This window comes from Pseudoalteromonas arctica A 37-1-2 (genome assembly GCF_000238395.3).
GTDB classification, from domain to species: Bacteria; Pseudomonadota; Gammaproteobacteria; order Enterobacterales; family Alteromonadaceae; genus Pseudoalteromonas; species Pseudoalteromonas arctica.
The window spans coordinates 1,964,189-1,988,751 of sequence record NZ_CP011025.1 but is presented as its reverse complement, the minus strand read 5'-3'; the positions used below and the strand labels follow the sequence as shown (position 1 = coordinate 1,988,751).

At 36.4% G+C, this 24,563-nt stretch carries 21 protein-coding genes; 9 read left to right on the top strand and 12 right to left on the bottom strand.

Translation table 11 applies throughout. The annotated features are described in order from the left end of the window. Nucleotides 1–18 precede the first annotated feature (18 nt). From PARC_RS08950 to PARC_RS08940, 3 genes are read left to right on the top strand one after another with little or no spacing between them, the layout of a single operon-like run. Nucleotides 19–876 (top strand): 6-carboxytetrahydropterin synthase, encoded by an 858-nt coding sequence (locus PARC_RS08950; RefSeq protein WP_007582754.1) that lies wholly within the window; start codon nucleotides 19–21, stop codon nucleotides 874–876. Then, nucleotides 869–1,687 (top strand): M23 family metallopeptidase, encoded by an 819-nt coding sequence (locus PARC_RS08945; protein WP_010552810.1) that lies wholly within the window; start codon nucleotides 869–871, stop codon nucleotides 1,685–1,687. The genes PARC_RS08950 and PARC_RS08945 overlap by 8 nt, the downstream gene beginning before the upstream one ends. Nucleotides 1,688–1,692: 5 nt before the next feature. Next, nucleotides 1,693–2,124, top strand: coding sequence for an acyl-CoA thioesterase (locus PARC_RS08940; RefSeq protein ID WP_010552809.1), 432 nt, complete (start codon nucleotides 1,693–1,695; stop codon nucleotides 2,122–2,124). Between the two features lie 266 nt (nucleotides 2,125–2,390). Here the strand turns inward: PARC_RS08940 and PARC_RS08935 are convergent, their stop codons facing one another. From PARC_RS08935 to PARC_RS08915, 5 genes are read right to left on the bottom strand one after another with little or no spacing between them, the layout of a single operon-like run. Then, nucleotides 2,391–3,713, bottom strand: coding sequence for a Na+/H+ antiporter family protein (locus PARC_RS08935; protein WP_010552808.1), 1,323 nt, complete (start codon nucleotides 3,711–3,713; stop codon nucleotides 2,391–2,393). An 8-nt stretch (nucleotides 3,714–3,721) separates the two neighbouring features. Next, nucleotides 3,722–5,692 carry a transglutaminase TgpA family protein gene (locus PARC_RS08930; RefSeq protein ID WP_010552807.1) on the bottom strand — a complete coding sequence of 657 codons (1,971 nt, stop codon included), beginning with the start codon at nucleotides 5,690–5,692 and terminating at the stop codon, nucleotides 3,722–3,724. Next, on the bottom strand, nucleotides 5,692–6,678 hold the full coding sequence (locus PARC_RS08925; RefSeq protein ID WP_010552806.1) for a DUF58 domain-containing protein: 987 nt from the start codon (nucleotides 6,676–6,678) through the stop codon (nucleotides 5,692–5,694). The genes PARC_RS08930 and PARC_RS08925 overlap by 1 nt, the downstream gene beginning before the upstream one ends. Nucleotides 6,679–6,684: 6 nt before the next feature. Further along, nucleotides 6,685–7,590, bottom strand: coding sequence for an AAA family ATPase (locus PARC_RS08920; RefSeq protein ID WP_010552805.1), 906 nt, complete (start codon nucleotides 7,588–7,590; stop codon nucleotides 6,685–6,687). A 13-nt stretch (nucleotides 7,591–7,603) separates the two neighbouring features. Further along, on the bottom strand, nucleotides 7,604–7,987 hold the full coding sequence (locus PARC_RS08915; RefSeq protein ID WP_010552804.1) for a response regulator: 384 nt from the start codon (nucleotides 7,985–7,987) through the stop codon (nucleotides 7,604–7,606). A gap of 529 nt (nucleotides 7,988–8,516) precedes the next feature. Here PARC_RS08915 and PARC_RS08910 point away from each other — a divergent pair. From PARC_RS08910 to PARC_RS08885, 6 genes are all read left to right on the top strand, one after another. Further along, nucleotides 8,517–9,845, top strand: coding sequence for a hypothetical protein (locus PARC_RS08910; RefSeq protein WP_010552803.1), 1,329 nt, complete (start codon nucleotides 8,517–8,519; stop codon nucleotides 9,843–9,845). 152 nt (nucleotides 9,846–9,997) lie between these two features. After that, nucleotides 9,998–11,302 carry an ABC transporter substrate-binding protein gene (locus tag PARC_RS08905; protein WP_007377152.1) on the top strand — a complete coding sequence of 435 codons (1,305 nt, stop codon included), beginning with the start codon at nucleotides 9,998–10,000 and terminating at the stop codon, nucleotides 11,300–11,302. Nucleotides 11,303–11,448: 146 nt separating this feature from the next. Continuing rightward, complete coding sequence (locus PARC_RS08900) at nucleotides 11,449–12,321, top strand: carbohydrate ABC transporter permease (RefSeq protein WP_002960879.1); 873 nt, start codon at nucleotides 11,449–11,451, stop codon at nucleotides 12,319–12,321. A gap of 2 nt (nucleotides 12,322–12,323) precedes the next feature. Continuing rightward, complete coding sequence (locus PARC_RS08895) at nucleotides 12,324–13,154, top strand: carbohydrate ABC transporter permease (protein ID WP_010552802.1); 831 nt, start codon at nucleotides 12,324–12,326, stop codon at nucleotides 13,152–13,154. A gap of 10 nt (nucleotides 13,155–13,164) precedes the next feature. After that, nucleotides 13,165–14,166, top strand: coding sequence for an ABC transporter ATP-binding protein (locus tag PARC_RS08890; RefSeq protein WP_010552801.1), 1,002 nt, complete (start codon nucleotides 13,165–13,167; stop codon nucleotides 14,164–14,166). A 248-nt stretch (nucleotides 14,167–14,414) separates the two neighbouring features. After that, on the top strand, nucleotides 14,415–15,374 hold the full coding sequence (locus PARC_RS08885; RefSeq protein WP_002960874.1) for a sugar-binding transcriptional regulator: 960 nt from the start codon (nucleotides 14,415–14,417) through the stop codon (nucleotides 15,372–15,374). Between the two features lie 420 nt (nucleotides 15,375–15,794). Here PARC_RS08885 and PARC_RS08880 read toward each other — a convergent pair whose 3' ends face one another. From PARC_RS08880 to PARC_RS08850, 7 genes are all read right to left on the bottom strand, one after another. After that, nucleotides 15,795–16,619 (bottom strand): alpha/beta fold hydrolase, encoded by an 825-nt coding sequence (locus PARC_RS08880; RefSeq protein WP_010552800.1) that lies wholly within the window; start codon nucleotides 16,617–16,619, stop codon nucleotides 15,795–15,797. Nucleotides 16,620–17,065: 446 nt separating this feature from the next. Next, nucleotides 17,066–17,491, bottom strand: coding sequence for a response regulator (locus PARC_RS08875; RefSeq protein ID WP_010552799.1), 426 nt, complete (start codon nucleotides 17,489–17,491; stop codon nucleotides 17,066–17,068). A 37-nt stretch (nucleotides 17,492–17,528) separates the two neighbouring features. Next, nucleotides 17,529–20,408, bottom strand: a complete 2,880-nt coding sequence (locus PARC_RS08870) for an ATP-binding response regulator (protein ID WP_010552798.1) — start codon at nucleotides 20,406–20,408, stop codon at nucleotides 17,529–17,531. Continuing rightward, a complete protein-coding gene (locus PARC_RS08865) occupies nucleotides 20,405–21,571 on the bottom strand; it encodes a hypothetical protein (RefSeq protein ID WP_010552797.1) in 1,167 nt (388 codons plus the stop codon). The genes PARC_RS08870 and PARC_RS08865 overlap by 4 nt, the downstream gene beginning before the upstream one ends. 9 nt (nucleotides 21,572–21,580) lie before the next feature. Next, nucleotides 21,581–22,396, bottom strand: coding sequence for a type II secretion system F family protein (locus tag PARC_RS08860; protein WP_010552796.1), 816 nt, complete (start codon nucleotides 22,394–22,396; stop codon nucleotides 21,581–21,583). Beyond that, entirely contained in the window at nucleotides 22,393–23,268 is an 876-nt protein-coding gene (locus tag PARC_RS08855) for a type II secretion system F family protein (RefSeq protein WP_010552795.1), read from the bottom strand. The genes PARC_RS08860 and PARC_RS08855 overlap by 4 nt, the downstream gene beginning before the upstream one ends. Beyond that, nucleotides 23,261–24,559 carry a TadA family conjugal transfer-associated ATPase gene (locus tag PARC_RS08850; RefSeq protein WP_010552794.1) on the bottom strand — a complete coding sequence of 433 codons (1,299 nt, stop codon included), beginning with the start codon at nucleotides 24,557–24,559 and terminating at the stop codon, nucleotides 23,261–23,263. Before PARC_RS08850 ends, PARC_RS08855 begins: the two co-directional genes overlap by 8 nt. Between the last annotated feature and the right edge of the window lie 4 nt (nucleotides 24,560–24,563).

Here is a 24,563-nt window from a genome sequence, read left to right as displayed (position 1 = left end):
CCAGTCTAAAGGAAGTTTATGATCCTTTTTGTTAACTCACTAACTGTGATTGATTTTTCTTACTTATGTAACAAACGCGGCGCCGTTGGCGAGAGCTGGATTGTTGATTTAACTTTGCACGGTAAACTTAACGAAGAGTCTATGGTTTTAGACTTTGGTTTAGTTAAAAAGCAAATTAAAGGCATTATAGATGAGTGTATTGATCACCGTTTAGCAATTCCTACAGGGCTTAATGGCACTGTATCTGAATTTGACGAGCATAAAACACTCGATTGCACATTTGGTGAAAATAACCACTTAGCTATGAGTGCTCCTCATCAAGCTTATTGCATGATTAACGCAGACGAAGTAACGGTTGAATCGGTTACTGAATTTTTAATTGCGACTATTTTACCGAAGCTACCAGATAACATTGAAAAAATTGAGCTGTCACTTAAGCCTGAGCACAGCCAAAGCTTTTACTATCATTACAGCCATGGCCTTAAAAAGCATGACGGTAATTGCCAACGTATTATTCATGGGCATCGTTCTCAAATTGGTATTAGCCTAGATGGCATCTCTATGCCGCGCTTGCAAAAAGAATGGTCTCAAAAGTGGGAAGATATTTACTTAGCCACCAGCGAAGATCAAATTAACGCACCTGATTTAAAACACATAACAGCCAAAGCGGGTGATGTATGTTTTGCTTACACGTCGGCACAAGGCTATTTTGAAATGGCGATTAGCGAATCCCGTTGCGACATTTTACCAGTAGACACCACTGTTGAATGTATTGCTGAACATGTAGCTGGCCAAATTAAAGCCCAATATCCAGAAAAAGCAGTGAAAGTGACTGCTTATGAAGGTGTTGGAAAAGGATCGATTAGCTATGTTTAAAACACTTTTAGCAACAGCGCTTGTTGCCTCTGCTAGCTTTAGTGCTATGGCGCTTGAGTTAAAAGGGCATTTAACACAAGGCGGTTTAGTTACTGGAAAGCTAGAAAACGCTAAATCAGTAAGCTTAGATGGCAAAAGCTTAAAACTTTCGCTAAATGGTGACTTTGTATTTGGTTTTGGGCGTGACGCTGAAACTACTCATACTTTAAAATGGGTAGATAACACGGGTAAATCTCACTCTCAGCCGCTAGTCATAACCAAGCGTGAATATGAAATTGATAAAATTACCGGCGTGGCTAAGAAGTATGTTTCACCGGCAAAAGAAGTCAGTGCACGTATAAGCCGCGAAGCAGTTGCTGTTCGTAAAGCGAGAGAAGTAGACTCTGATTTACTGTACTTTTTAGACCCTGTGTTAAAGCCTGCAGAAGGGCGTATATCGGGTGTTTATGGTAGTCAGCGTTATTTTAATGGCGAGCCTCGTCGTCCGCACTTTGGCTTAGACATCGCTAATAAAACAGGCTCTCCTGTTTACGCGCCAATTAGTGGTACCGTGGTATTTTCTGAACCTGATTTATACTACTCAGGCGGTACATTAATTATTGATCATGGCCATGGTATTACCTCAACTTACATTCATTTAAGTAAGCTTGATGTAAAAGTGGGTGACAAAATTAAGCAAGGTAACAAAGTGGCTGAAATTGGTGCAACAGGGCGTGTAACGGGTCCTCACCTAGATTGGCGTTTTAACTGGAAAGGCGAACGCCTTGATCCTGCATTACTAATGCAAGATACATTAGCAAACAAAAAGTAGGATTTATGACTGACGTAAATCGCGATGCAATAATTGCTCAGCGTATTGAAGACTCAACCACATCGGTAACTAAAACTGTGTTTCCAGGGCGTACCAATCATCACAATACTTTATTTGGTGGTGATGCACTGGCGTGGATGGATGAAGTGGCATTTATAGCAGCGACTCGTTTTTGCCGTAAACCTTTGGTTACCATATCTTCCGATAGAGTTGATTTTAAAGAAGCGATACCAGCAGGTACTTTTGCAGAGTTAATTGCTAAAGTAGTCCATGTAGGTAACACCAGCTTAAAAGTTGATGTAGATATACTATTAGAAACTATGCACAGAGATGATAAGCACTCTGCTATTAGTGGTAGCTTTACGTTTGTAGCTGTAGATGATAACCACAGACCAACACCTGTGGTATGCGATAAAATGATTTATGGTTTTGAGTAGTTTAGAGCTTTAAAGACGCGGTAGAACAACATTATATAAGCACCTTAATTGGTGCTTATATAAAAAACCATAAAGAACACATCATACAAATATTTATTAAATGTAAACTCAACAGCTCAGTTAATATTGACTAATAAAGTAATCAAAATAGAGGAGTAATTGATAGGGGTAAGAATTGTTAGAAGCAAAAAAGGTATGCTTTAAACATACCTTTTTGGTTATCTTTAGCTTTTAATTAAATTTACGAATACTTACATGGATACTACTTAAAGCACCATTGCTGCAATCCAGCCAAATATCAGCAGTGGAATGTTAAAGTGAATAAACGTTGGAATAACAGAGTCTCTAATATGGTCGTGCTGGCCATCTGCATTTAAACCTGATGTTGGGCCAAGCGTTGAGTCTGAAGCAGGGGAGCCTGCATCACCTAAAGCGCCCGCAGTACCAACAAGTGCAGCGGTTGCCATAACCGAAAACCCGAGGTCTAAACACAAAGGAACAAACAAAGTTGCAATAATAGGCACTGTTGAAAACGAGCTACCAATTCCCATTGTAATTAATAACCCGACTAACAAAATAACACCGGCGGCCAAAGGTTTATTACCATCAAAAAGTGCCGCAGTGCTGTGTACTAAGCTCGCTACGTCGCCAGTGGCCTGCATAACTGATGCAAAGCCTTGTGCCGATATCATAATAAAACCAATCATCGCCATCATCGCAACGCCTTTACTAAATACGTCGCCGTTTTCTTCCCACTTAACTACACCAAATACACTAAATATCATTACACCTACTAAACCCCCTAAAATCATTGAGCCACTTAGGTTTTGTGCAACAAGTGAGGCAAGTACCGCACATAGCCCTACAATCATTACTTTTTTAGGGTTTTCTACCTCGGCCGATTTACTCTGAGTTGTTAATGGGAGCTCGGTGTATTCGCGGCGTTTTTTGTAGGTAATAAATACCGCAATAAGTAATCCTATAAACATGCCTAATGCAGGAATAATCATCGCCATAGGGACTTGTGTATTTACAATGTCTAAGCCGTTATCGACTAGATTTTTATGCAAAATAGAATACAAGTAAATACCACCAAAACCATAAGGCAGCACCATGTAAGAGGTTGCTAATCCAAATGTTAAAATACACGCTATAGCACGCCTGTCTAACCTTAACTGATTAAAAACCACGAGTAACGGCGGGATTAAAATAGGAATAAACGCTATGTGTACGGGTACTAAGTTTTGCGAAGAAATCGCACAACCTAAAATAATTAATAAAATGAAGTAACTTAAAAATGTTTCATTCCCGCTGCCTTTAGCATTTACTTTAGCAAGTAACTTATCAGCGAGAATACGTGTTAAACCCGACTTAGAAATAGCAACGGCAAATGCACCGAGCATGGCATAACTTAGTGCAATTTCAGCTCCGGCAGAAAGGCCAGAATTAAATGCATCAACACTTTCTTTTATACCCAAGCCTGCGGTTAAACCAGCAACTAAAGCACTTATGATCATGGCAACAATGACGTTAACGCGAGCCAGAGATAGCCCGAGCATTAAAATAACGCCTATAACAACAGCATTCATAGTATTCTCTATTTGGAAATTTTGATTAATTTTATCAGATCTTTAGCCTGAGTTTTACGCTCTTTCGTAAAAGGTTTTTTACTATAGCGTACTTGGTTAAATAACTGACTAAATGTGTTTATAGATTGTGCAGAACGAGGAAGTTGATCAGCAAAAAAATGTAACTGCTGACTCGGTGTTAAATTATCGGGTGTATTTATTTTTTGTTTTTTCGCCCATGCTTTTACTTCATAAAATTCTTTAACCATAGGCGCTAATTTAGCCGGACGTTTTGGTAAGTTTAAATAAACAAAATAACCTACAAAACAAAAACCAGCTGTTAATAAAACCATTAATGGTACAAGCCAAATATTTTTACTACCAAAAATTGATTTTAAAAAATCATTTTGTTTTTCTTCGTCAAAACCAAGTACCCAGCTAGACCATTGATAATCGAGATTTTCAAGTTCCAACCTTAACCAATTAATAGCGGGGAAATTACTTAAACTCACTAAACCAAAATCAAGATTACTTTTAAATTCGTCATTCAGCTCTTCGTTTTGCGAAAGTGAGCCATTTAAACGCTCCGGTGCTACAACAGCGGTTGCATCAAAAATAACCCAACCTTCGTTTTGTAAATATACTTCTACCCATGCATGTGCGTCGTACTGGCGAACTGTTAGCGTATTATTATCTTGGTTTAATTCACCGCCTAAATAACCACTTACTAATCGAGCGGGTATACCTGCGGTTCTAAAAATGTACGCAGCGGCGCTTGCATAATGACCACAAAATCCACGTTGGTTTTCAAATAAAAATTGATCAATTGTATTATCACCGCTCATAGGAGTGGGTGTTAACGTATAAGTAAATCCCGTACCTGCAAAGTATTGTAATAAGCTATTGTAAAAATCGCGGTCAGAGTATGTATTTTGCTTTAAGTTTTTAGCAAGTGATGATGTTTTTACATTCTTTTTATAAGCGAGGTATTTGTAGCGTTTTTCTTCAAATTCGCCAAGCGGTAAAGCTGTGAAGTTAAAGCTATTTACATCGTATTGTAAGTTTTTAGCTTGACGACTTTTTTTACGCAATAAGCCTAGCGAATTACCTTCAACATTTGGTGAGTTACTACTGGAATACGCTAAACCATAGAGCCATTTTTGTGTAGCAGGCTCTGTAATAACTGAGTAGCTTGCAATAAGTTGCTCATCATTTTCGCTCTGCGTATTTGTTTTTACATTATTATATTTTAAAAAGTCAGACGTAAGCCACGCATTACCATTAAACTCATCATGGACTATTGCTCGCCAATAATAAGGCGCTACAGGTTTTTCTTCGTTAAATTTAGCTCTAAACACAAGTTCATCTGAGTTTGAAAGCTTTGCAATATCGAAAGGATCGACTTGTTCAGAAAGCCCTGTTTTTGCAAGCTTAGGCCCAGGAAGCTGCCAAAAGGCGGGCATTTTTGGTAAAAAAAGCAGTAAAAATACAGCTAAAGGAAGCGCTAAAAGTAGTAATTTACCACTTTGCTTAGAGGCTATTTTTAAATTATGTTTGGATTCGAGTAAGCCAAGTACTGCAAAGTTTAATATGTATAAACCACTTACAGTTAAAGTCGTTAAAATGCTTTGGTTAAATAAATACACCGATGAGAGTGAAAAAAACGTAAGCGTTGTAATTACATGATAGTGTTTTTTGGTTTTAGCCTGCAGCAGCTTAAATAAACTAGCAAGTAGCAGCATGGCCACAAATAAAATAACCGTATCCGACATACCTACGGTGTAGAGCATTAAACCTAATGACACACCTGCGAGTATGTTTGCCAGCCAAGCATTTGGCTTTGGTTTATTACTCAGCGTTATATAAAAGTTCCATGCACAAATGAGTGTAAGTACACCAACAAAAACAAGCGGTAAATGTGGTACAAAAAATACAATTAAACATGAATATATAAAAGACAGTGAATAATTTATTACTTTTTCGTTTTTAATTATATCCATTACTCACCACCATTAAATGAGCACAATAACGCTAAACACTGCTGCTTATGTTGCTGTCCGGTATTTGTATTTATTGTTTTACTCGGTAGTTTTAACATAAAAGGGGTATTTTTTTCGGTTGCTTCACACACTAAAAAGCATAACTGGCTTAAACGTTGTTCTGTATCCCCATTCATTAACGTAAAATCGAAGAGCGCATTCGCTGTTTTAAAGTCTACAAACTCTTTTACTAACAACTGCTGTGTTTTTGCGTAATGCTTCCACGACACTCTTTGCAAGCCCATCTCTGGTAAATGTGGGATTAACGACTCAAACTCTTCGCTACCAGATTGTGTAGAAATACCTTTATCGGCTTGCTCATCAAGCACAGAAACATGCGCATCACTGTGTACTTGTTCAAGCGACGGGTATACAAATACATCTTCTTGTAATTGAATGTAGCTCCAAACAGTTATTAAACCAAAGGGATAGTTACTCGCTATTTTAATACGTTGCACTGAGTACTTACCGCGTGAGCTGTAGGGTAAGTTGAGTGTAAGTAACTGAGTCTTACTATCAACTTCGTCGGTATGTTTGTGAGTTTGCTCACTACCTTGATATGTTAAATTAATAGATTGGGTTAGTGAAGGGCTTTGTAATTCAAATACAATACTCGGTTTTTGGGGGGCGTAGCTGTTAAATGCATCTTTAAATTTAACCGTTAAGCCTTTAGCGTTACTGTAGCCCATTAATACAGCAATAATCATCACCACAAACATAAGATAAGACATTATTAAAATTAAGTTATTTTGATAATTAATGCCCATTACAAAGTTTAAAATAGCCACAATTACAAAGTACCAACCTAGGGACGATGGCAATACATAAATTGTTCTGTGTTCAAGTGTAATTGAGTTTTTTAAATGCTTATTTTTTAATAACTTATTAAATACATTTCGCTTAAATGACTTAAATAAGGAAGGGCGCTTAGCTGTTTTTTTTGGCATAAAAGCTTATACCGGAACTAAAACGTTTTTTAAAATATCGTTTACTTGCGCTTCACCTGACTCATTATGCAAACCTAATCGATGCTGACACACACTTGCAAATACGGCTTGAATATCTTCTGGCATTACAAAATCACGACCATCAATAAAGGCCCACGACCTAGCCGCTTTAGCCAGAGCCATACTGGCACGCGGTGATAACGATGCTGCAAAAGCGTTGCTTGTGCGTGTGTAATTAACAAGCTCTATAATGTAGTCAATAATCGGGCTACTCAAAGTAATTTGGCTTATCTGGGTTTGAATTGCCGTTAACTCTTGTTGGTTAATACGCTTAGGTAATTGGCTGTAATCTCGTTTTTGCATATTCAAAATTAAGCGTTTTTCGGCTTCTTTAGGTGGAAAACCTAAGCTAATACGCATTAAAAAACGGTCTAATTGCGACTCAGGTAACGGGTAGGTACCTGATTGGTAAAGCGGGTTTTGTGTTGCTATCACAAAAAATGGATTTGGCAGCGTATATTTTTTTCCATCAACTGTTACTTGTTGCTCTTCCATTGCTTCAAGCAACGCACTTTGTGTTTTGGGCCCTGCGCGGTTTATTTCATCAGCTAAAACAACTTGGCTAAAAATAGGGCCTTTATGAAACGTAAAACTGTGCTCGGTAGAGTTAAATACATTAGTACCCAGAATATCAGCAGGCAGAAGATCACTGGTAAATTGAATACGCTGATACGATAAACCTAACACAGCTGACAATGCATGAGAAAGAGTGGTTTTTCCCATACCAGGCAAATCTTCAATGAGTAAATGCCCTTCGCTAAATAAGCATGTAAGTGCCAGTTTTATTTGTTGTTGTTTACCAAATATAACACTCGAAAGATCTTCTATAATCGCAGTAACAGTACTATGCATGCTAACCTTATTATTATTCTATTATTTCAAGACGCTTCATTACAGTGTCTACTTTTTTTGTGTTGAAAGGTTTTGCAATAAAGCCTTTAGCGCCCATTTCCCACGTGTTTTGTACGTTTTCGAGACTATTGTGGCCCGAACACATAACAACATGAGTGTGCGGGTAAGTACTATTGATGTATTCCAATATCTCTGCACCGTTAGAGTCAGGTAAATCTACATCTACAAATATAACGCCTGGCGGTTTATTGTCCATAATAGGTTTGGCAGAGCTAAAATCAGCACTTTCTAATATATCTTCAAACCCTAAGTCAGTTAAAATTTGGTTTAGATAATCACGAATTTCCTTAACGTCATCAATAATGAGGATGGGCTCTAGCGGGCGAACAAATTCCATATGTAGGTTACTTCTATTTTGAATACATCTAAGTGCTTTAATACTAAGCTAACCCCATCATAAGCTCAAGAACGTTACTTAAAAAACACTAATAAATAAACTGTTTATAGGTTTGCCCAACAACCTATTTTTAAAGGATTATCTGCTCTCTTATCTTCTACTAACTTATATTTTCATTAATTGTAATGAACAATAATGACGTATCTACCATAAATCCCTTAATCCTACACTTTATTTCTTCAAAATTTGATGTAACAAATTTGCTACTTAACTTATTGATTCAAAAATATTTACATATAAATTCGATTTCTTGTAAACGTTTTGTAATAAAAAATCGTTGACCTTCTAAATTCATTCTGTGATTATGCTCACCAGATGAGCTTATGCTCACAAATGCAATTTCATTAACTATTTAATGTTTTGCTCAGCCAGCCTCATCTACACACACTGAATTAATACCAATTTCATTAAATGAATATGCAATTTAATAAAGTTGGCATCACACACCACACTAAATAAAGAGCTTATTATGTTGAATAATAAAAAGACTAAATTTGCAATTTCTCTCATAGCGGCAGCTATGGCTACATCGGCTCCAGCACAGGCTGATATTTCTGAATATTTAGATCGCGTTGACGTAGACTTTTTACTAATGCAAAACTTTCAGTCAATTCAAGCTAAAGATGGCGCATTTCGTCCAGAAGATGAAGAACAAGAGTCAGGATTTGGCCGTATTAGAGCTAATCTAATGTTTAAATTTCATATTAACGAGTTCATAACTGCCGATATAGATATTGCAGAAGAGCCTAATGACTTTGGTGGCGAAGATCGTGACTTTTCATTTCACAACGATTTTGCAGGTGTTGAATTTGACTTACTAGGTCTTTATGGCACACCAAAAGAAAACGCAAATTTAACACTGCGTTTAGGTAACATTGGTGGCTCGCCTTTTCAATTTAAAGGTTTTCAAGACGGCGCAGATAACCAAAGTAATGCACTTATTGGTAATGGTATTACCGATTACGCAACCGCAGAAAACGGTGCACAGCTAAGTTACAGCGAAACTTTCGATAGTGGTGTAGTACGTGCTTATAATGTTACAGGTCACATTACGACTTCAAGTTTTGGTGAAGCATTTCAAGAAGACAGAGGTTATAACTACCGACTTCAAGGTACTCTAGAATTTGAAGGTGGCTTTAAAGCAGGCTTAAACTTATTAAAAGCGAATCAAGGCGACCAGTTACGTTTTGAAAATGGCGTAGCCAGTCTTGATGGTGTAACCACAACAAACTATCGCTTTGGCGATGGTGAAAACTATAATTTCTCAGCGTCACCTTCAAATGAGCGTGACACTCACGTTGGCGCAATGCCAGGGCTTGAGCAATCAATCATCCAGCTTAACTTAGCTTATCAACCATCTGATGAAACTAGTCTAATCTTTATGGTTGGTAAATCATCTGATGATTACACATTTGCAGATGCCGCTGGTAATGCAGTTGCCAGTATTACCTACTTTGGTACAAACGGCATAGCTGATGAAAATGGCACTACTTTTGATTCAAACAGTGTAATAGAAGGCGACTCATCGGTTGAGTACTTCGTGTTTGAAGCACAACAATATCTAATCCCTAAAAAGCTATATGTAGCGGCTCGTTATGCAGAAGCCGAAAACACTTCCGACTTAATTGAACAAACAGACAACACAGTAGAGCGTATTCAAGTAGCCGCAGGTTACTGGTTTAACGATAAAACGCTTTTAAAAGTTGAGTATGTTAACCAAGAAGAAGGTGTTAATTCGGGCGGCCAAATCGGTAAAGGATTTGACGGCTTCACTTCTGAAATATCTGTTAAATTTTAAGTCATTATCCAACTAGTCTAACTATTTATACAAAGGACCTTAAAAGGCACTTTGCGGGCAGTTTTATGCGTTAAAACTGCCATAAATAGAATTGGTAATAGATTGAAATTTAATAGCACTTGTTCAAACATAACGTGTATGGGGAATACCCGATGAAAAATAAATTAATTATGCTCGCGTGTGGCTTTATAAGCATGGGCGCTGCGGCAAAAGAAACAATTACAATAGCGACTGTTAACAACGGTGACATGATCACCATGAAAGAATTAAGTAGTGACTTTACCAGCCAAAACCCTGATATAGATCTAAAATGGGTCACTCTAGAGGAAAACATTCTTCGCCAACGTGTCACTACCGATGTAGCAACAAAAGGCGGACAATACGATGTTATGACCATAGGTACTTATGAAGTACCTATTTGGGGCAAGCAAAATTGGCTAAAAGAGCTGGATAATTTAGGTGAAAACTACGATTTAGACGATTTAATACCTGCAATCCGAAGCGGTTTAACGATTAACGACAAACTTTATGCTGCACCATTTTATGGTGAAAGTTCAATGGTTATGTACCGCACTGACTTAATGGAAAAAGCAGGGCTGACAATGCCTAAAGCCCCGACATGGGACTTTATACGTAAAGCCGCCAAAGCGATGACAGATAAAAAAGAAGGTGTTTATGGCCTTTGTCTACGTGGTAAAGCAGGTTGGGGCGAAAACGTTGCGCTTATTACATCAATGGCTAATTCGTTTGGTGCGCGTTGGTTTGATGAAAACTGGAAGCCACAGTTTAATACCCCAGAGTGGGAAAATACCCTTCAGTATTATGTCGATGTGATGAAAGAATCTGGTCCTGCTGGTTCATCTGCAAACGGTTTTAACGAAAACCTTGCACTATTTCAAACCGGGAAATGTGGTATTTGGATTGATGCAACCGTTGCAGGTGCATTTGTTACCAACAAAAAAGACTCAGAAGTTGCCGATAAAGTAGGGTTTGCACTTGCGCCAGATAACGGCCTAGGTAAACGCGGTAACTGGTTATGGTCTTGGACTTTAGCCGTACCGGCAAGCAGTAAAAAACCAGATGCCGCAATGAAATTTATTAGCTGGGCAACATCTAAAGAATACACTCAACTTGTAGCTGACAAAAAAGGTTGGGCAAAAGTACCGCCAGGTACACGTAAATCACTTTACAGTAATCAAAAGTACATGGACGCAGCACCCTTTGCGCAAATTACCTTAGATTCTATTCAATCTGCAGATCCTAAAAATCCAACCGTTAAACCGGTGCCTTATGTAGGTATTCAGTTTGTTGCTATTCCTGAGTTTCAAGGAATTGGTACAGCTGTTGGGCAACAATTTTCAGCAGCATTAACTGGCCAAATGACCGTTAAGCAAGCGCTTAGTACGTCTCAGCACCTCGTTGAGCGAACAATGCGTAAAGCTCGCTATCCTAAATAGCACGTAATGGGCGGGTAAGTACTCAAACTTACCCAATATTTTATGTCAATTCTATTTACTTGTTAGTTATAAACACTATCAAGGGTTTCTGATTTTCACTTGATAGTTAACAAGTAAATAGAATTGGCTTTTTTAAGGTCACCTTTATGGCAACAACTAACTCGCGCACGCTTGCTCGGTTTATGCTTCTTCCTAGTGTAATTTTATTACTTGCTTGGATGATAGTTCCGCTGTGTATGACACTGTATTTTTCATTTATTGATTACAACTTACTCGTTCCTGGGGATAAAGAGTTTGTAGGCTTTTTAAACTATGAATTTTTCCTGACTGATCCGGCATTTTTTGAATCATTTTTTAACACGCTTTACCTAGTAACTGGGGTTTTACTTATCACTATTTGTGGTGGTATTGGCTTAGCTATTTTACTAGACCAAGCAATATGGGGACGAAATTACGTTCGCATTATGGTACTAGCCCCATTTTTTGTAATGCCAACTGTGTCGGCATTGGTATGGAAAAACATGCTAATGAACCCAGTTAATGGCTTATTTGCACATTTCGCGATTTGGCTTGGCTTTGAACCTATCGACTTTTTTGCTCAAATGCCGTTATTTTCAATCATCATAATTGTGTCTTGGCAGTGGTTACCATTTGCAGCATTAATACTGCTAACAGCAATACAGTCATTAGACCGTGAACAATTAGAAGCGGCTGATTTAGACGGAGCTGGGCCATTTAGTAAGTTTTTTTACATCGTTTTGCCGCACTTATCGCGCGCTGTAACCGCTGTTATTTTAATCGAAACTATATTTTTACTGTCAATTTTTGCTGAAATATTAGTTACAACTAGTGGCGGCCCTGGTTATTCGTCGACCAATATAACGTACTTAATTTACACGCAATCACTACTTCAATTTGACGTAGGTGGCGGTTCGGCAGGGGGCATAGTTGCAGTTATTATTGCAAATATAGTCGCTATATTTTTAATGCGCTTAATTGGCAAAAACTTGGAGGGTTAATTATGACTATAAAAAATAGCTGTCGTTCCAAACTAATTTATACCATTGCAGCATGGACAATAAGCGGCATGATTTTCTTTCCAATTTTATGGACGTTAATCACCAGCTTTAAAACGGAAGCTGAAACAATATCGGCAAGCCCAAGCTTATATGCATTCGATTGGACACTCGAAAATTACCGCGATGTACTATCACGTTCGCCATACTTTAACCATTTTTGGAACTCTGTAGTTATATCACTAGGTTCAAGTTTACTGGGTTTATTAATTGCTGTACCTGCAGCTTGGTCTATGGCTTTTGTACAAACTAAAAAAACAAAGCATTTATTAATGTGGATGCTTTCTACCAAAATGTTACCGCCAGTAGGGGTACTTATTCCGATTTATTTATTGTTTCGAGACTTTGCGCTACTCGATACAAAATTAGGTTTAGTGATTGTAATGACACTCATTAACTTACCAATAATGGTATGGATGCTGTACACCTACTTTAGAGAAATACCAAACGAAATACTTGAAGCTTCACGTATGGATGGCGCAACAATTGGTGAAGAAATATTTCATGTTTTATTACCAATAGCCTTACCGGGTATAGCCTCAACGCTATTGCTAAATGTTATTTTATCGTGGAACGAAGCGTTTTGGACACTTATTTTAACCGCTGCAAATGCTGCACCTTTAACGGCATTTATTGCCAGTTACTCAAGCCCTGAGGGGTTATTTTACGCTAAGTTATCGGCAGCATCTGCCATGGCCATTGTGCCAATTTTAATACTTGGTTGGTTTAGTCAAAAACAATTAGTGCGTGGATTAAGTTTCGGCGCAGTAAAATAGGAGAATACACATGGGCAGCATCACACTAAAACAAGTCACTAAAAACTTTGATGAAGTAAACGTAATTAAACCGCTCGACTTAGAAATTAAAGACGGTGAGTTCATCGTTTTTGTCGGTCCATCTGGCTGTGGTAAATCTACATTACTTCGTATGATCGCAGGTCTTGAAGATACCACCAGTGGTAATATAGAAATTGATGGCATTGACGCTACAAAAACACCGCCTGCAAAAAGAGGCTTAGCAATGGTGTTTCAATCCTATGCGTTGTATCCGCATATGACCGTGCGTAACAATATTGCTTTTCCTTTAAAAAGAGCCAAGGTAAGCCCTGCAGAAATCGAAAGTAAAATTGCTAACGCCGCTAAAATTCTAAATTTAACTGATTATTTAGACCGAAAGCCTGGGCAATTATCGGGCGGTCAGCGCCAGCGTGTAGCGATAGGGCGCGCAATTGTTCGTCAGCCTTCGGCATTTTTATTTGACGAACCACTTTCAAATCTTGATGCGTCACTACGTGTAAATATGCGTTTAGAAATATCTGAATTACATAAAAGTTTAGCTACAACAATGATTTATGTTACACACGATCAGGTTGAAGCCATGACAATGGCAGATAGAATCGCGGTATTTAATGCCGGTATTATTGAACAAGTAGGCACACCTTTAGAGCTTTATAAAAACCCTGTAAACAAATTTGTAGCTGGTTTTATTGGTTCGCCAAAAATGAATTTTATAGATGCTCCACAAAATGAAGATGCGAATGTTAGCTGTATTGGTATACGACCAGAGCATATAACACTCTCTACTGAGCAAGGTACTTGGACTGGAACTGTAGGTGTAATTGAGCATTTAGGATCGGAGAGCTTTTTACATATAAATATTGAAGGCAAAGGGACCGTAACAGTAAAAGCGGATGGTGATTGCCCATTAAAATATGGCGACAGTATTTACCTAAGCGCACCGGCAGATAAAGTATTAAAGTTTGATAATAACGGTTTAACTATTCGCTAAAGCCAATTTTTAATTACCTTAAATAGCACCTTTATAAGGGTGCTATTAACTAAATTCTAATTACATAATCCTATGAAACCTAGGTATTTTTTATTAAGGAATGGTATATTTACAATTATAAATAACAAAAACGTTATTGATAAATAGATATTCCAAAATTAATAAAATAATTTATATAGCAGCACATATAATTAAAATTATGTAATGAAAATAAGGATTTAGTTTTCCTTCTATTTTAAGAGGTTTACGTGGTAAAGCTATCAAATACAGAAATTAGAAAGCTAGATGATGCAGCCAGAGCAGGGTGGTTATATTATGTTGGCGGTAACACACAAGATGAAATTGCTAAAAAGCTAAATATATCTCGTCAATCTGCACAAAGAATGGTCGCATTATCTGTGAGCCAAGGTCTAATTAAAGTTAGACTTGACCACCCGATTGCTAAATGTATGGACTTGGCCGAAAAATTAAAAAGCCGTTTTGGGTTAGATTCGTGTGAAGTTGTACCGAGCGATCCATCTGAACCATCGTCTACGCTTGGTTTGGCTCAAGCTGGCGCGGCTGAAATAGAACGTCATTTAAAATCAGAACAACCCAAAGTACTTGCTATGGGAACCGGTCGAGTTTTACGTTCATGTGTAGATGAGCTAAGAACTGTTGATTGTCCGCAACATAAAATTGTAGCAATGCTAGGTAATATGGCTTTGGATGGATCGGCTTCACCTTATGATGTTGTAGTAAGAATGGCCGAACACACCAATGCAAAACATTACCCAATGCCATTGCCAGTTTTACCAAGAAGTATTGAAGAAAAAGAACAGTTACATGCACAACAAAATATTACCGGTAATTTAAAACTCGCTAAAGATGCCGATGTAACATTTGTGGGTATTGGTAGCTTAGGTGAAAAGTCGCCATTACATATAGATGGTTTTATTGATGCGCAAGAACTTAAAGAGTTACAAGATCTTGGTGCTGTTGGTGAAATGATTAGTTGGGTGTTTGATAAAAACGGTAAGCTTTTAGATTGCACAGTTAATCAGCGTGTAGCAAGTACGCCATTAAAAACAAATGCTAACAAACAGATTTATGCGATAGCTGCTGGTGAAGAAAAAGTGTTAGCCATTTTGGGCGCAGTAAGGTCAAACATGATCAGCGGATTAATTACTAACGAATATACAGCTGAGCGTTTATTAAGTATTGATTAAACAAATTGATAAATAAAGTATCTGTATTAGTAATACCTGTTATTGTAATAAAACCACTTAATGTCCGATACCGTCTAGTATTGGACATAGTAAGGGCGCTTTTAAGCGCTTTTTCTATATATACATTAACTACCTATAATTTATATTATGTTAAATAGTATAAATAAATACATAACCAAGTTACTCACCTTCATTAATTAACGTATAAACGCGATATTTTGACTATTTAATAAGCATTAACCTACTTATCTTAATAGTCAGTGCCTTACCCATTTACGGTATTAGCTTCTTGAACATATAAAAATACCGCTTGGTTATTAATATAATCAAGCGGTATTACAATGATTGCCTATTCGCTACTTTACCCAATCAAACTTAACGTATTGAAACAAATAGCTTTTTAATAACCCTAGTAATTCACTAGAATGTTTTATCATTCATAAATTCACTAATAAGATCAGACACTTTATCTGGATGTTCATCAATAACCCAATGAGCGGCTTTATCTATCCAAATCAATGATGAATTTGGAATTGCTTCTTCTAACATTGGCGCATACTTTGGCTTTTGAAATTTGTCTTCTTTACCCCATATTATGAGTGTTTCATGAGGTAAGCTTTTAAGATCACCTGTAATAGCTTCGGTATATTCTTTATTGAGCCTGCGCATGTTACTAAATAAAGCTGCTTTTCCTTTTTCATTACTCCATGGTGCTAAGTATATTTTCATCAACTCTTCAGTCATTACGCTCGAGTCGTAAACACCTTTGGGCATGAAATCTCTTAATGTATCCACAAATTCAGCTACAGTTGTTTTTTCTTCTACACCTGGTTCTAGCAAAGGTTCAAATTCTGGTATTGGCCAAGAATCAAAACATACACTATCAATTAAAACCAACCCGTTTACTTTATCTGGATGATTTACAGCCATTAATTGAGCAACACCACCACCAATATCATGTGCAGCAATATTAACTTTAGAAATACCGAGTTCTTCCATAAATTTACACATTATTCTACATTGCGCATTTATAGAAACATCGGTGTTAATTGGCATATCAGATTCACCAAAGTTTAGTAAATCAGGCGCTATTACTCGATGTTGTGATGCAAGTTTTGGCATCACATTTCGCCATAAAAATTTATTGGTTGGTATTCCGTGTATCAATAATAAAGGTGTTCCTTGTCCCATTTCTTGATAAGCAATTTGATGACCTTCTACTGTAACGTACTGTGTCTTGTTCATAATTTTGCCTCTTTAACTTTAAAAATTATAATATTTAGTAAACTATAAAATTAGAATATAGCCTTATAAAGCAAATTCCGTCCCAATATGAGTATTTATTAGTTATTAAAAAATCTTAATGTTTTAAAAGTTAAACCCGTGTGATACGTGGGCTCTAGGCTAAATAAATTTACTGACTTTATAATATGCAGTGTTTAATAATTGTGATTATCAAACCGCTTTAAGAAGTGTGAAACGATGACTCGTATACATGCAACAATTACAAAAGCGTAGTTTGTAATACTTTGAAATAATTATTCTTATTAAAGGATTTTTATAAATTTAAATAAATTAAAGGTTCATATACACAAAAGCACTAATAAACATTAGTGCTTTCAAAAATTATAATTTAACTTTTTAGTAAGCTATAAATAAAAAATAGTTAACTGCCCTACTGTTTCAATTTATCATTCCAAAAAATATCTAATATTTTCTATTAATACACTTTGCTTAACTGGCTTCAATAACAGGCCGTTAAACCCAAGCTTCACATACTTGTTATCACTATTTTCGTTTTCACTAAATGTATGAGCGATAATTTTTGTTGCTGATGCGTCAGCATGCTTTCTTATTTTTAGCATTGCGTCGGTGCCTGTAAATTGCGGCATTACTATATCCATTAAAATAATATCGTAAATATTTTGAGAAACCATAAGTAGCGCCTCTATAGCACTTGATGCGAAATCTATTAAAATATTTTCTTCGTTAAGCATTTTTCTAATTACTATTTCTATTAGCAAGTCATCATCTACTAAAAGCAGTCGTTTAGTTTTATTTATTGGCGTTACTTTAAACTCGATAACTTCAGCCATATTTTCAATAGTGTTTTTCATGTTTTACCTCATTACTGTTCCAGTAATATTCGCTAATTTATAACGATTTATCTTTTAAAATGCGTGTTATTTGATTTATTAATACACCTTGTTTTACTGGTTTTAATAGCATGTCATCAAAGCCCTGGTTAACGTATTTTGAATCTGTATCGGGTGTCGATGTATGCGCAATTATTTTAGTTTTCAAATTGTCACTGTGTTTTTTAATTTTTAACATAGCGTCAGTTCCCGACAATTCTGGCATTACTATGTCCATTAAAATAATGTCGTAACTGTTTTGCGATACCATCAACATCGCTTCTATTGCACTGCGCGCGTAATCTATTTTAATATTCTCATTTTTTAGCATCGCTCTAATTACAATCTCAACAAGAGGATCGTCATCAACCAGTAATAGCGTGTTTTGGTGTTTGTTAGTTACTAAACTAGCTTTTACTAAATCATTATTTGTTAACGAGCTACTTGGTACTTCTTGCTCATTGTCTTTACCTTGTTTGGTTGCTATGTTGACCAACATAGAAAGTGATATCGTTGATTTATTCGCGTTACTACTTACAGTTATCGCTTTACCACCTAACATTTTAAATATTGAAATAAAAAACTTTAACTCTAATGACACGTCTTTATCATCTATAAAGCGCGTTATATCATCACCCGATATACTTTTAAGCTCAGTTATAAAGTTACTACTGTCGATCAAATTACTTAATGAAAAATCGAGGTATAAGTAATTACGTTTACTTTCATTTTTAATCTGAGCGTTAATTGAAAGCGTTGTATTATTTGATGAATCCAAAACCTCAGTCACTAATTGAATAACCAATTGAGAAATTAACTTTTCATCGCTTGCGACCGTTAATTCAGGCGTAATATTATTTTTAAGAGCGATTCTTTTATTTTCAGCCTCTTTAGCTAAAATCGACATGTTATTATTGATCATTTGATTTAGGTTTACGTTTTTGGCCTGAAGCTTTAACTTACCTATTTCCGATTTATTTATATTTACGAGTTGTTGAATTACACTTTCGAGCTGGTCGCATGCATCAGAAATATTCCCCACATTGTTTTTAAATTCGTTAAGGCTTATTGGATCTTTAGATATTTCAACTAATGACTTTAAAGATGATAAAGGCGTTTTTAACTGACGACTAAGCCTTGTAACAAATTTTTCTTTTAATTGATTTGTCTGTTTTGATTTTTCGAGAACATCAGCGAGTAAACATTCTTTTTGATGTGCCTCTGTATCATCTCTAAAGTAGCAAACGAAACCATTAAAATCTGTATGTCTTTGTAATACAGTTATCCACTTCCCGTCTGTAAAACCTATATCTATTAATTGGTTACGGTCATCATCAAGCTTATGATGTTCATGGTAGTGATTTATAATATTATGCTGCTGCGCAATACTTATCAGCTGGCTATACGATAGCTGACTGTTTTGTTTATTCACCTGTGCAAATAAAAGATTAAAAGCATTGTTGGTAATCACAGGAAATTCGTGGCTATTAAAAATAGCAAACCCATGCGGCAATGCATCCAGAGAACTTGAAAAAAGCTCTTCTCTATTGAGTATTAACTGATTTTTTTGTTTTATTTCACTGTGTAAACGCCTTGGCAAACGTAAAAAATAATACACAAACGCGAATACACAAAAAGAGATTAACCCTAATCTAATTAAACTGTATTTAGTTATTTTTGGTCGTACTATTTTATTCATTGGTTGCACATGCAAGCGCCAAGTAGGTGGAAAACGACTGCTTAAAGCGCTAATACTATTTTTAATTATACTCGGGTTTACTTCTCCTTGTTTTCCTAAAGTAAACTGTGGTGTTGCTATAAAAACGTTATAATTTTCAGTGTTTAATTTGCCAATAACGGCTTTTAAAAACTTACTTAAATCAAATGCTGTAAGCGTATAAATAGAGCCTTGTTTTATTTTTATTTCAGAAATTAAGAAGGCCGTATCAGCAACCGTAAATACTTCTACTGCTTGTTTATTTGCTCTTTTATTAAATTTTTCTAACCAATTTTTAAACCCATACGCGGCTAAATCAAAATTATTTTTTGACCAAAGTGCAAGCTGATTATATTCAGAATCAAACACCACATAGCCTTTGTAAGTTAAATTTTGTGAAACCTGACTCTGCACTAAATTATTAAGCTGCTCTTTTGTATAGTTATTTTGACTTTGCAAAAAGCCTGCAATAACTAAATCTTTTTGAGATATGTACAATCCTTGATTATCAAATCGCTCTAATGCATTAAATAACGTTTTACGTAATTGCTGGGTTTGTTGATTGTAATTACTTTGCAGCTCTTTTTTTTCAATAGTATAAAGAAGTAATGCAGTGAATGAGCATAATACTAATGCAATTAAAAATGCGACGGGCGCTAAACTAAATACATGAATATACTTTTCACCATAATTTTTTTTCTCAGGCTTAGTACTTTGATTACTTACTGAATCTGAATTTTTATTTAACTGTGTCTGTAATAATTGAGCAAATGAAATAAACTGATCTTTTTGTGAACCTATTAATGTTTTAGGTGCTAAATCGGCCATCAACACTACGCCAATTAATTTATTAGTGACACTATAAATTGGATATTGTGCATAAAAACGAATTAATTTGTGCGTGTTGTTTGATACATCATCAAAAAAAGTATCTTCAAATAGATATAGTTTTTCTTGTGTACAGCGTTTTTGATAGCTTAATAACTCATTTTTGACGCTTTCTTTATCGTTGCAGGTTATTAACTGCTTTGAATAAACTTCTCTAAAATCGATAAATTTAACAATTGAAACATCATAAAACTGTTTTAGTAGTGTTAGCGTTTCTTTAATTTCTGTTGATATTTCATCAGTTTGTGTATCTGCTACATTAGCATGTGAGGTAAATATATTTGAGGCGTTCATTGACGTTCTCCTTCCCCTTTTGGGGGAGTATGTATCCACGTTGTACTGTTTTGGCCGCTATGTACTGGCAGTAAAACTTTAAATGGTGGTGTTAAGCTACTAAGTGCAGGTTCGCCTGTAGTGATATTAATTACTTGTTCTGCATTAACTAAATTAAGTGATGTTTTGCAATATGTAACGCCTGGCTCAATACCTATTAAGCTCAGTGTTTCGCTTATAATCAGGTTGTTGATTAAGTCGATACCGACCAACTCAAACGTTGTTTTTAAAACAGTAAAAACAAGCGTTTCTACAATGTTTTCATCTTCTTCTAAGCGTGTACCTTCTGGGCAGCATATTGTACCAAGCTCTATATCAACACTTGTTCCAATACCAACTAATGACAGCGCATTAAGGGCTGTATTTAAAAGCGGTTCTACCTGGGGTAAATATAAATCAAGTATGTCTCCTTGCGATTCGTACCCCGTTTGGCATGTATCACACGATTGCGATAAACCTTGATCGCTTGTACCTAAAAGTGGATTACCTAAAGCTGTTACTCCAACTAAACAACTACTGTCAGCCGGTTGCTTATCTATTTCAAAGCTTTCACAAGGTGAGCCTGTTACTACTTTTTGTGATACATAACGAGATAGAATTTGTTCACTATTAGCTGGGCATTGTTGTGGCGTACTTCTTAATAACTGACCAATAACGGTATTACCTAACTGCCCTATTGCATAATTTGGACCTTGCTGCAGCGCATTTATATAACTTACATTACCGGTATTATTTAGTTTACTTACACCTTGGCTATCGGTTGCTTCGTCGCTTAAGCCTTTTAAACAGGGATTACCTTGGCAATTTGGTGCATCGTAATAAACGGCTTCGCGCGATGTAAACCTATCGTCTCGTATGCCTATTAATGCTCGGTACGTGTTGTTTGCCCCCCGGTCTGTATAAAAAATTAGTGGGGCTTGGTGCTCATCAAAACTTACTGCAATACCGAGTGGTCTATTATTAGCATCAACGACTGTAATTTGATTATCTACCTTAGTTTGATGGCGCTTAATAAGGGCATCCCTTACTAAAATCACCCCACCAATTGAGCCAATAATTAAAATAGTTATAATCAATATAAGCTCAATAGTTAGTATGTACCCTTGTTGATAATGCTTTTTCATATCAGGCTCCTATAACACTTCTACAAGCATTTTAAGTACATTCATTACTTGTAATGCTGCGGGAAAAAACACCAATACCAAAAACATCGGAAAACAAATTAAGATAATGGGAAAGGTTGTGTGCATCGCTTTTTTGTTTACCTTTTTAGCGAGTAAAATGTTCTTTTTTAGAGCTAGGCCTTCAAGTTGAGCCTCTACTGCTTGGATAAGTGGCGTACCAAGTTTTGACCCTATTAACATTAAGTTGGCGAGCTTTTTAATTCCTAATACGTCAGTTCTTTCAAAAAGTGAATTAAATGCAAATTCACGATCTTTACCTGCGCTTAGTTCGAATAAAAATAACTTTAGCTCTTTGTATAATGGGTGTTTTTGACTTAATCCATGATCAACCGCCAGTGCAAATGAGCGCTCTAACGAAAATCCAGCGCGCATGTAAACCAGTAACACCCGTAAAAAAAACTCTAAGCTATTATTAATAGTGGTTTTGCGTTGATTTTTACGTAATAAAAACCAACATTCTGGTGCAAAAAAACACATAAAACACAGTAATAATTTAATCGATTGGCTCAGCTCATAACCTGTTAGTTCTATAACCGTAAATGCACTGAAAGTAGCAGCCACTTTGAAGCAGTACAGGCTTATTAATATTTTATTAATTTGAATCCCTGCTTGTCTTAGTTGACGTTTAGAGATGATGATTAGCGGATACCAATTAATGTTTTTAGTATCGGGTTTATCTAATTCAACTTTAAGAGATTGCCTATGAATATGGATAAATGAGCCCATACTTACTAGAAGTCCGATAAGTAAAAGTATATCAATCATAATGTTACCCTTAAGCTAAGGCGTAGCCATAAAAAGCCAAATAGCTGACAAAGAAGCGCAACCGTTATAAATGCAATCCCATTAGGGTCGTTTAATAATGGTTCAAACCAGGTTGGATCGGTATAGCTAAATAAAGGAATTAGTGCGTAAGGTAAAAAACCACTAAATACAGCAGCGTATTTAGTGCCCGAAAGCTTAGCTTTTAGCTGTTGGCGGTCGAGGGTCCGAAGCGACATCATGTTGCATACGCTTTTTAGCATATCGGTTAAATCACACTGGCTTTGTGTATGTGTAATGATGCTATGAGCAAACAATCTTACGGTTTCGCAGTTGTATCTTTCAATTAAAGGGGCAAACGACGTTTCGGCATCACTACCCATGCTCATGCGTTGTATTAGTAAGGTGCTTTGTTTTTTTATATATGGGTCTGCATGTTCATCAGCAAACTGCATTGATTGCTGTAGCGATAGCCCAGTGCTTAAACACGATTGTACGGTTTCAATAAATTCTAAAAAATGATGCTCAAATTTTGCTAATTTATAATGAGCTAGGTCTATCACAGCTATAAAACAGGTTACAAAAACCACGATTGAAATAATAAACGCGCTGGTTGATGCCTCGGGATAATATAATTTAGCTAAAAACCATGAGCTACTAGAGAGCGAGCACGCCATGCTTATAAACCAAGCGTTACTTATGTTTAAGCCTAGCACTCGTAGTGACAAAGTAAGTACGTCTTTTTCTTCTAAAATATTTACTTTTTTAGCGCTCTGGTTGCTTTTATTTTTAGCATACAAAGAAACCAACACACTAGCTGCAAGTACAAAGGTTATAACCGCCGCTATAGCTAATAAATAATCAAGTTTAGTCATTGTTAGCCTCCGGGTTATTGTGCAGTAATGCTTTTAATTCTTGTGCATTTGCGCCTTGGCCTTTCATAAACTCAATAACACTTGAGTTATCTATTAACTCACTTTGTACTGGCTCTGCTTCATTAATACTATAAAGCGGGCTAAAATGTGCGCCGCCATTAACACGCTTAATTTCACCAATACTTTTTAGAGTTCGGGTGCCATTAGTTGAGCGAGAAACATGCACAATAAGTTGAATACTCGACGCGATTAGCGAACTTGTATGGGTATCGCTCAGTTGTGCATTGTGTAACTGCACTAAGGTAGATAAACGAATAACGGCATCATTTGCGCTGTTAGCATGTATGGTCGTCATCGAACCTTGGTGACCACAGTTCATTGCTTGGAGCATATCGATTACCTCGCCTGAGCGTACCTCTCCAACAATTATTCTATCTGCGCGCATTCTAAGGGCTGCTTTTACTAAATCTCTTAGGCTTACTGCACCTTTACCATCGCTGTTTGTGTCGTGAGCTTCTAATTGCACAACGTGGTTGTGATGCAAATTAAGTTCAGCGCTTTCTTCAATGGTTACAACACGTTCATTTGGATTAATTGAGTTGGCAAGTACGTTTAATAATGACGTTTTACCAGCCCCTGCATTGCCACACACTAAAATATTAACGCCTGTTTTAACTGCACTTTTTAAAAATGATAAGATGTTTTTATCTAAAAAATGGTTATTAACTAAAAAGTCATCGTTTATTTTTTTATGGTTAAACTTACGAATAGACACAATAGCTGCGCTGGTACACGCAGGCGGTACAATAATATGAACACGGCTACCATCTTTTAGTTTGCCATCAACAATTGGCATAAGCGCATTGACTTGGCGACCACAGCCATCAAGTAAGCGATCAACAAATCGGCGTAAATGGCGTTCGTCATCAAACTTACTGGCTGTGCAAAGTAGTTTGCCTTGTTTATCAATCCAAATATCTTGCGTGTCGTTTATTAAAATATCACTTACTTGATCGTCCAGCATAAATTGTGCAATAGGGCCAAGGCCCTGAATTTCATCAAATACAGCCTGAACAACCTGCTCTTGTTGATGTTGATTAAATGAAGATTGATTAAATTGTGGAATTTCACTGCACAATGCAGAGATTTTTTCGAGAACATTACTTGATAAAAGCGCGGTTGGTTCTTGTTCGTACTCTTCGATAACAGCATCGTGCAATAGCTTTTTAAGCTCTTCAAAGGTACTTAAACTGGTTTGAACTTCTTCATGTTTGCTTGATAAATTAAACATAAAA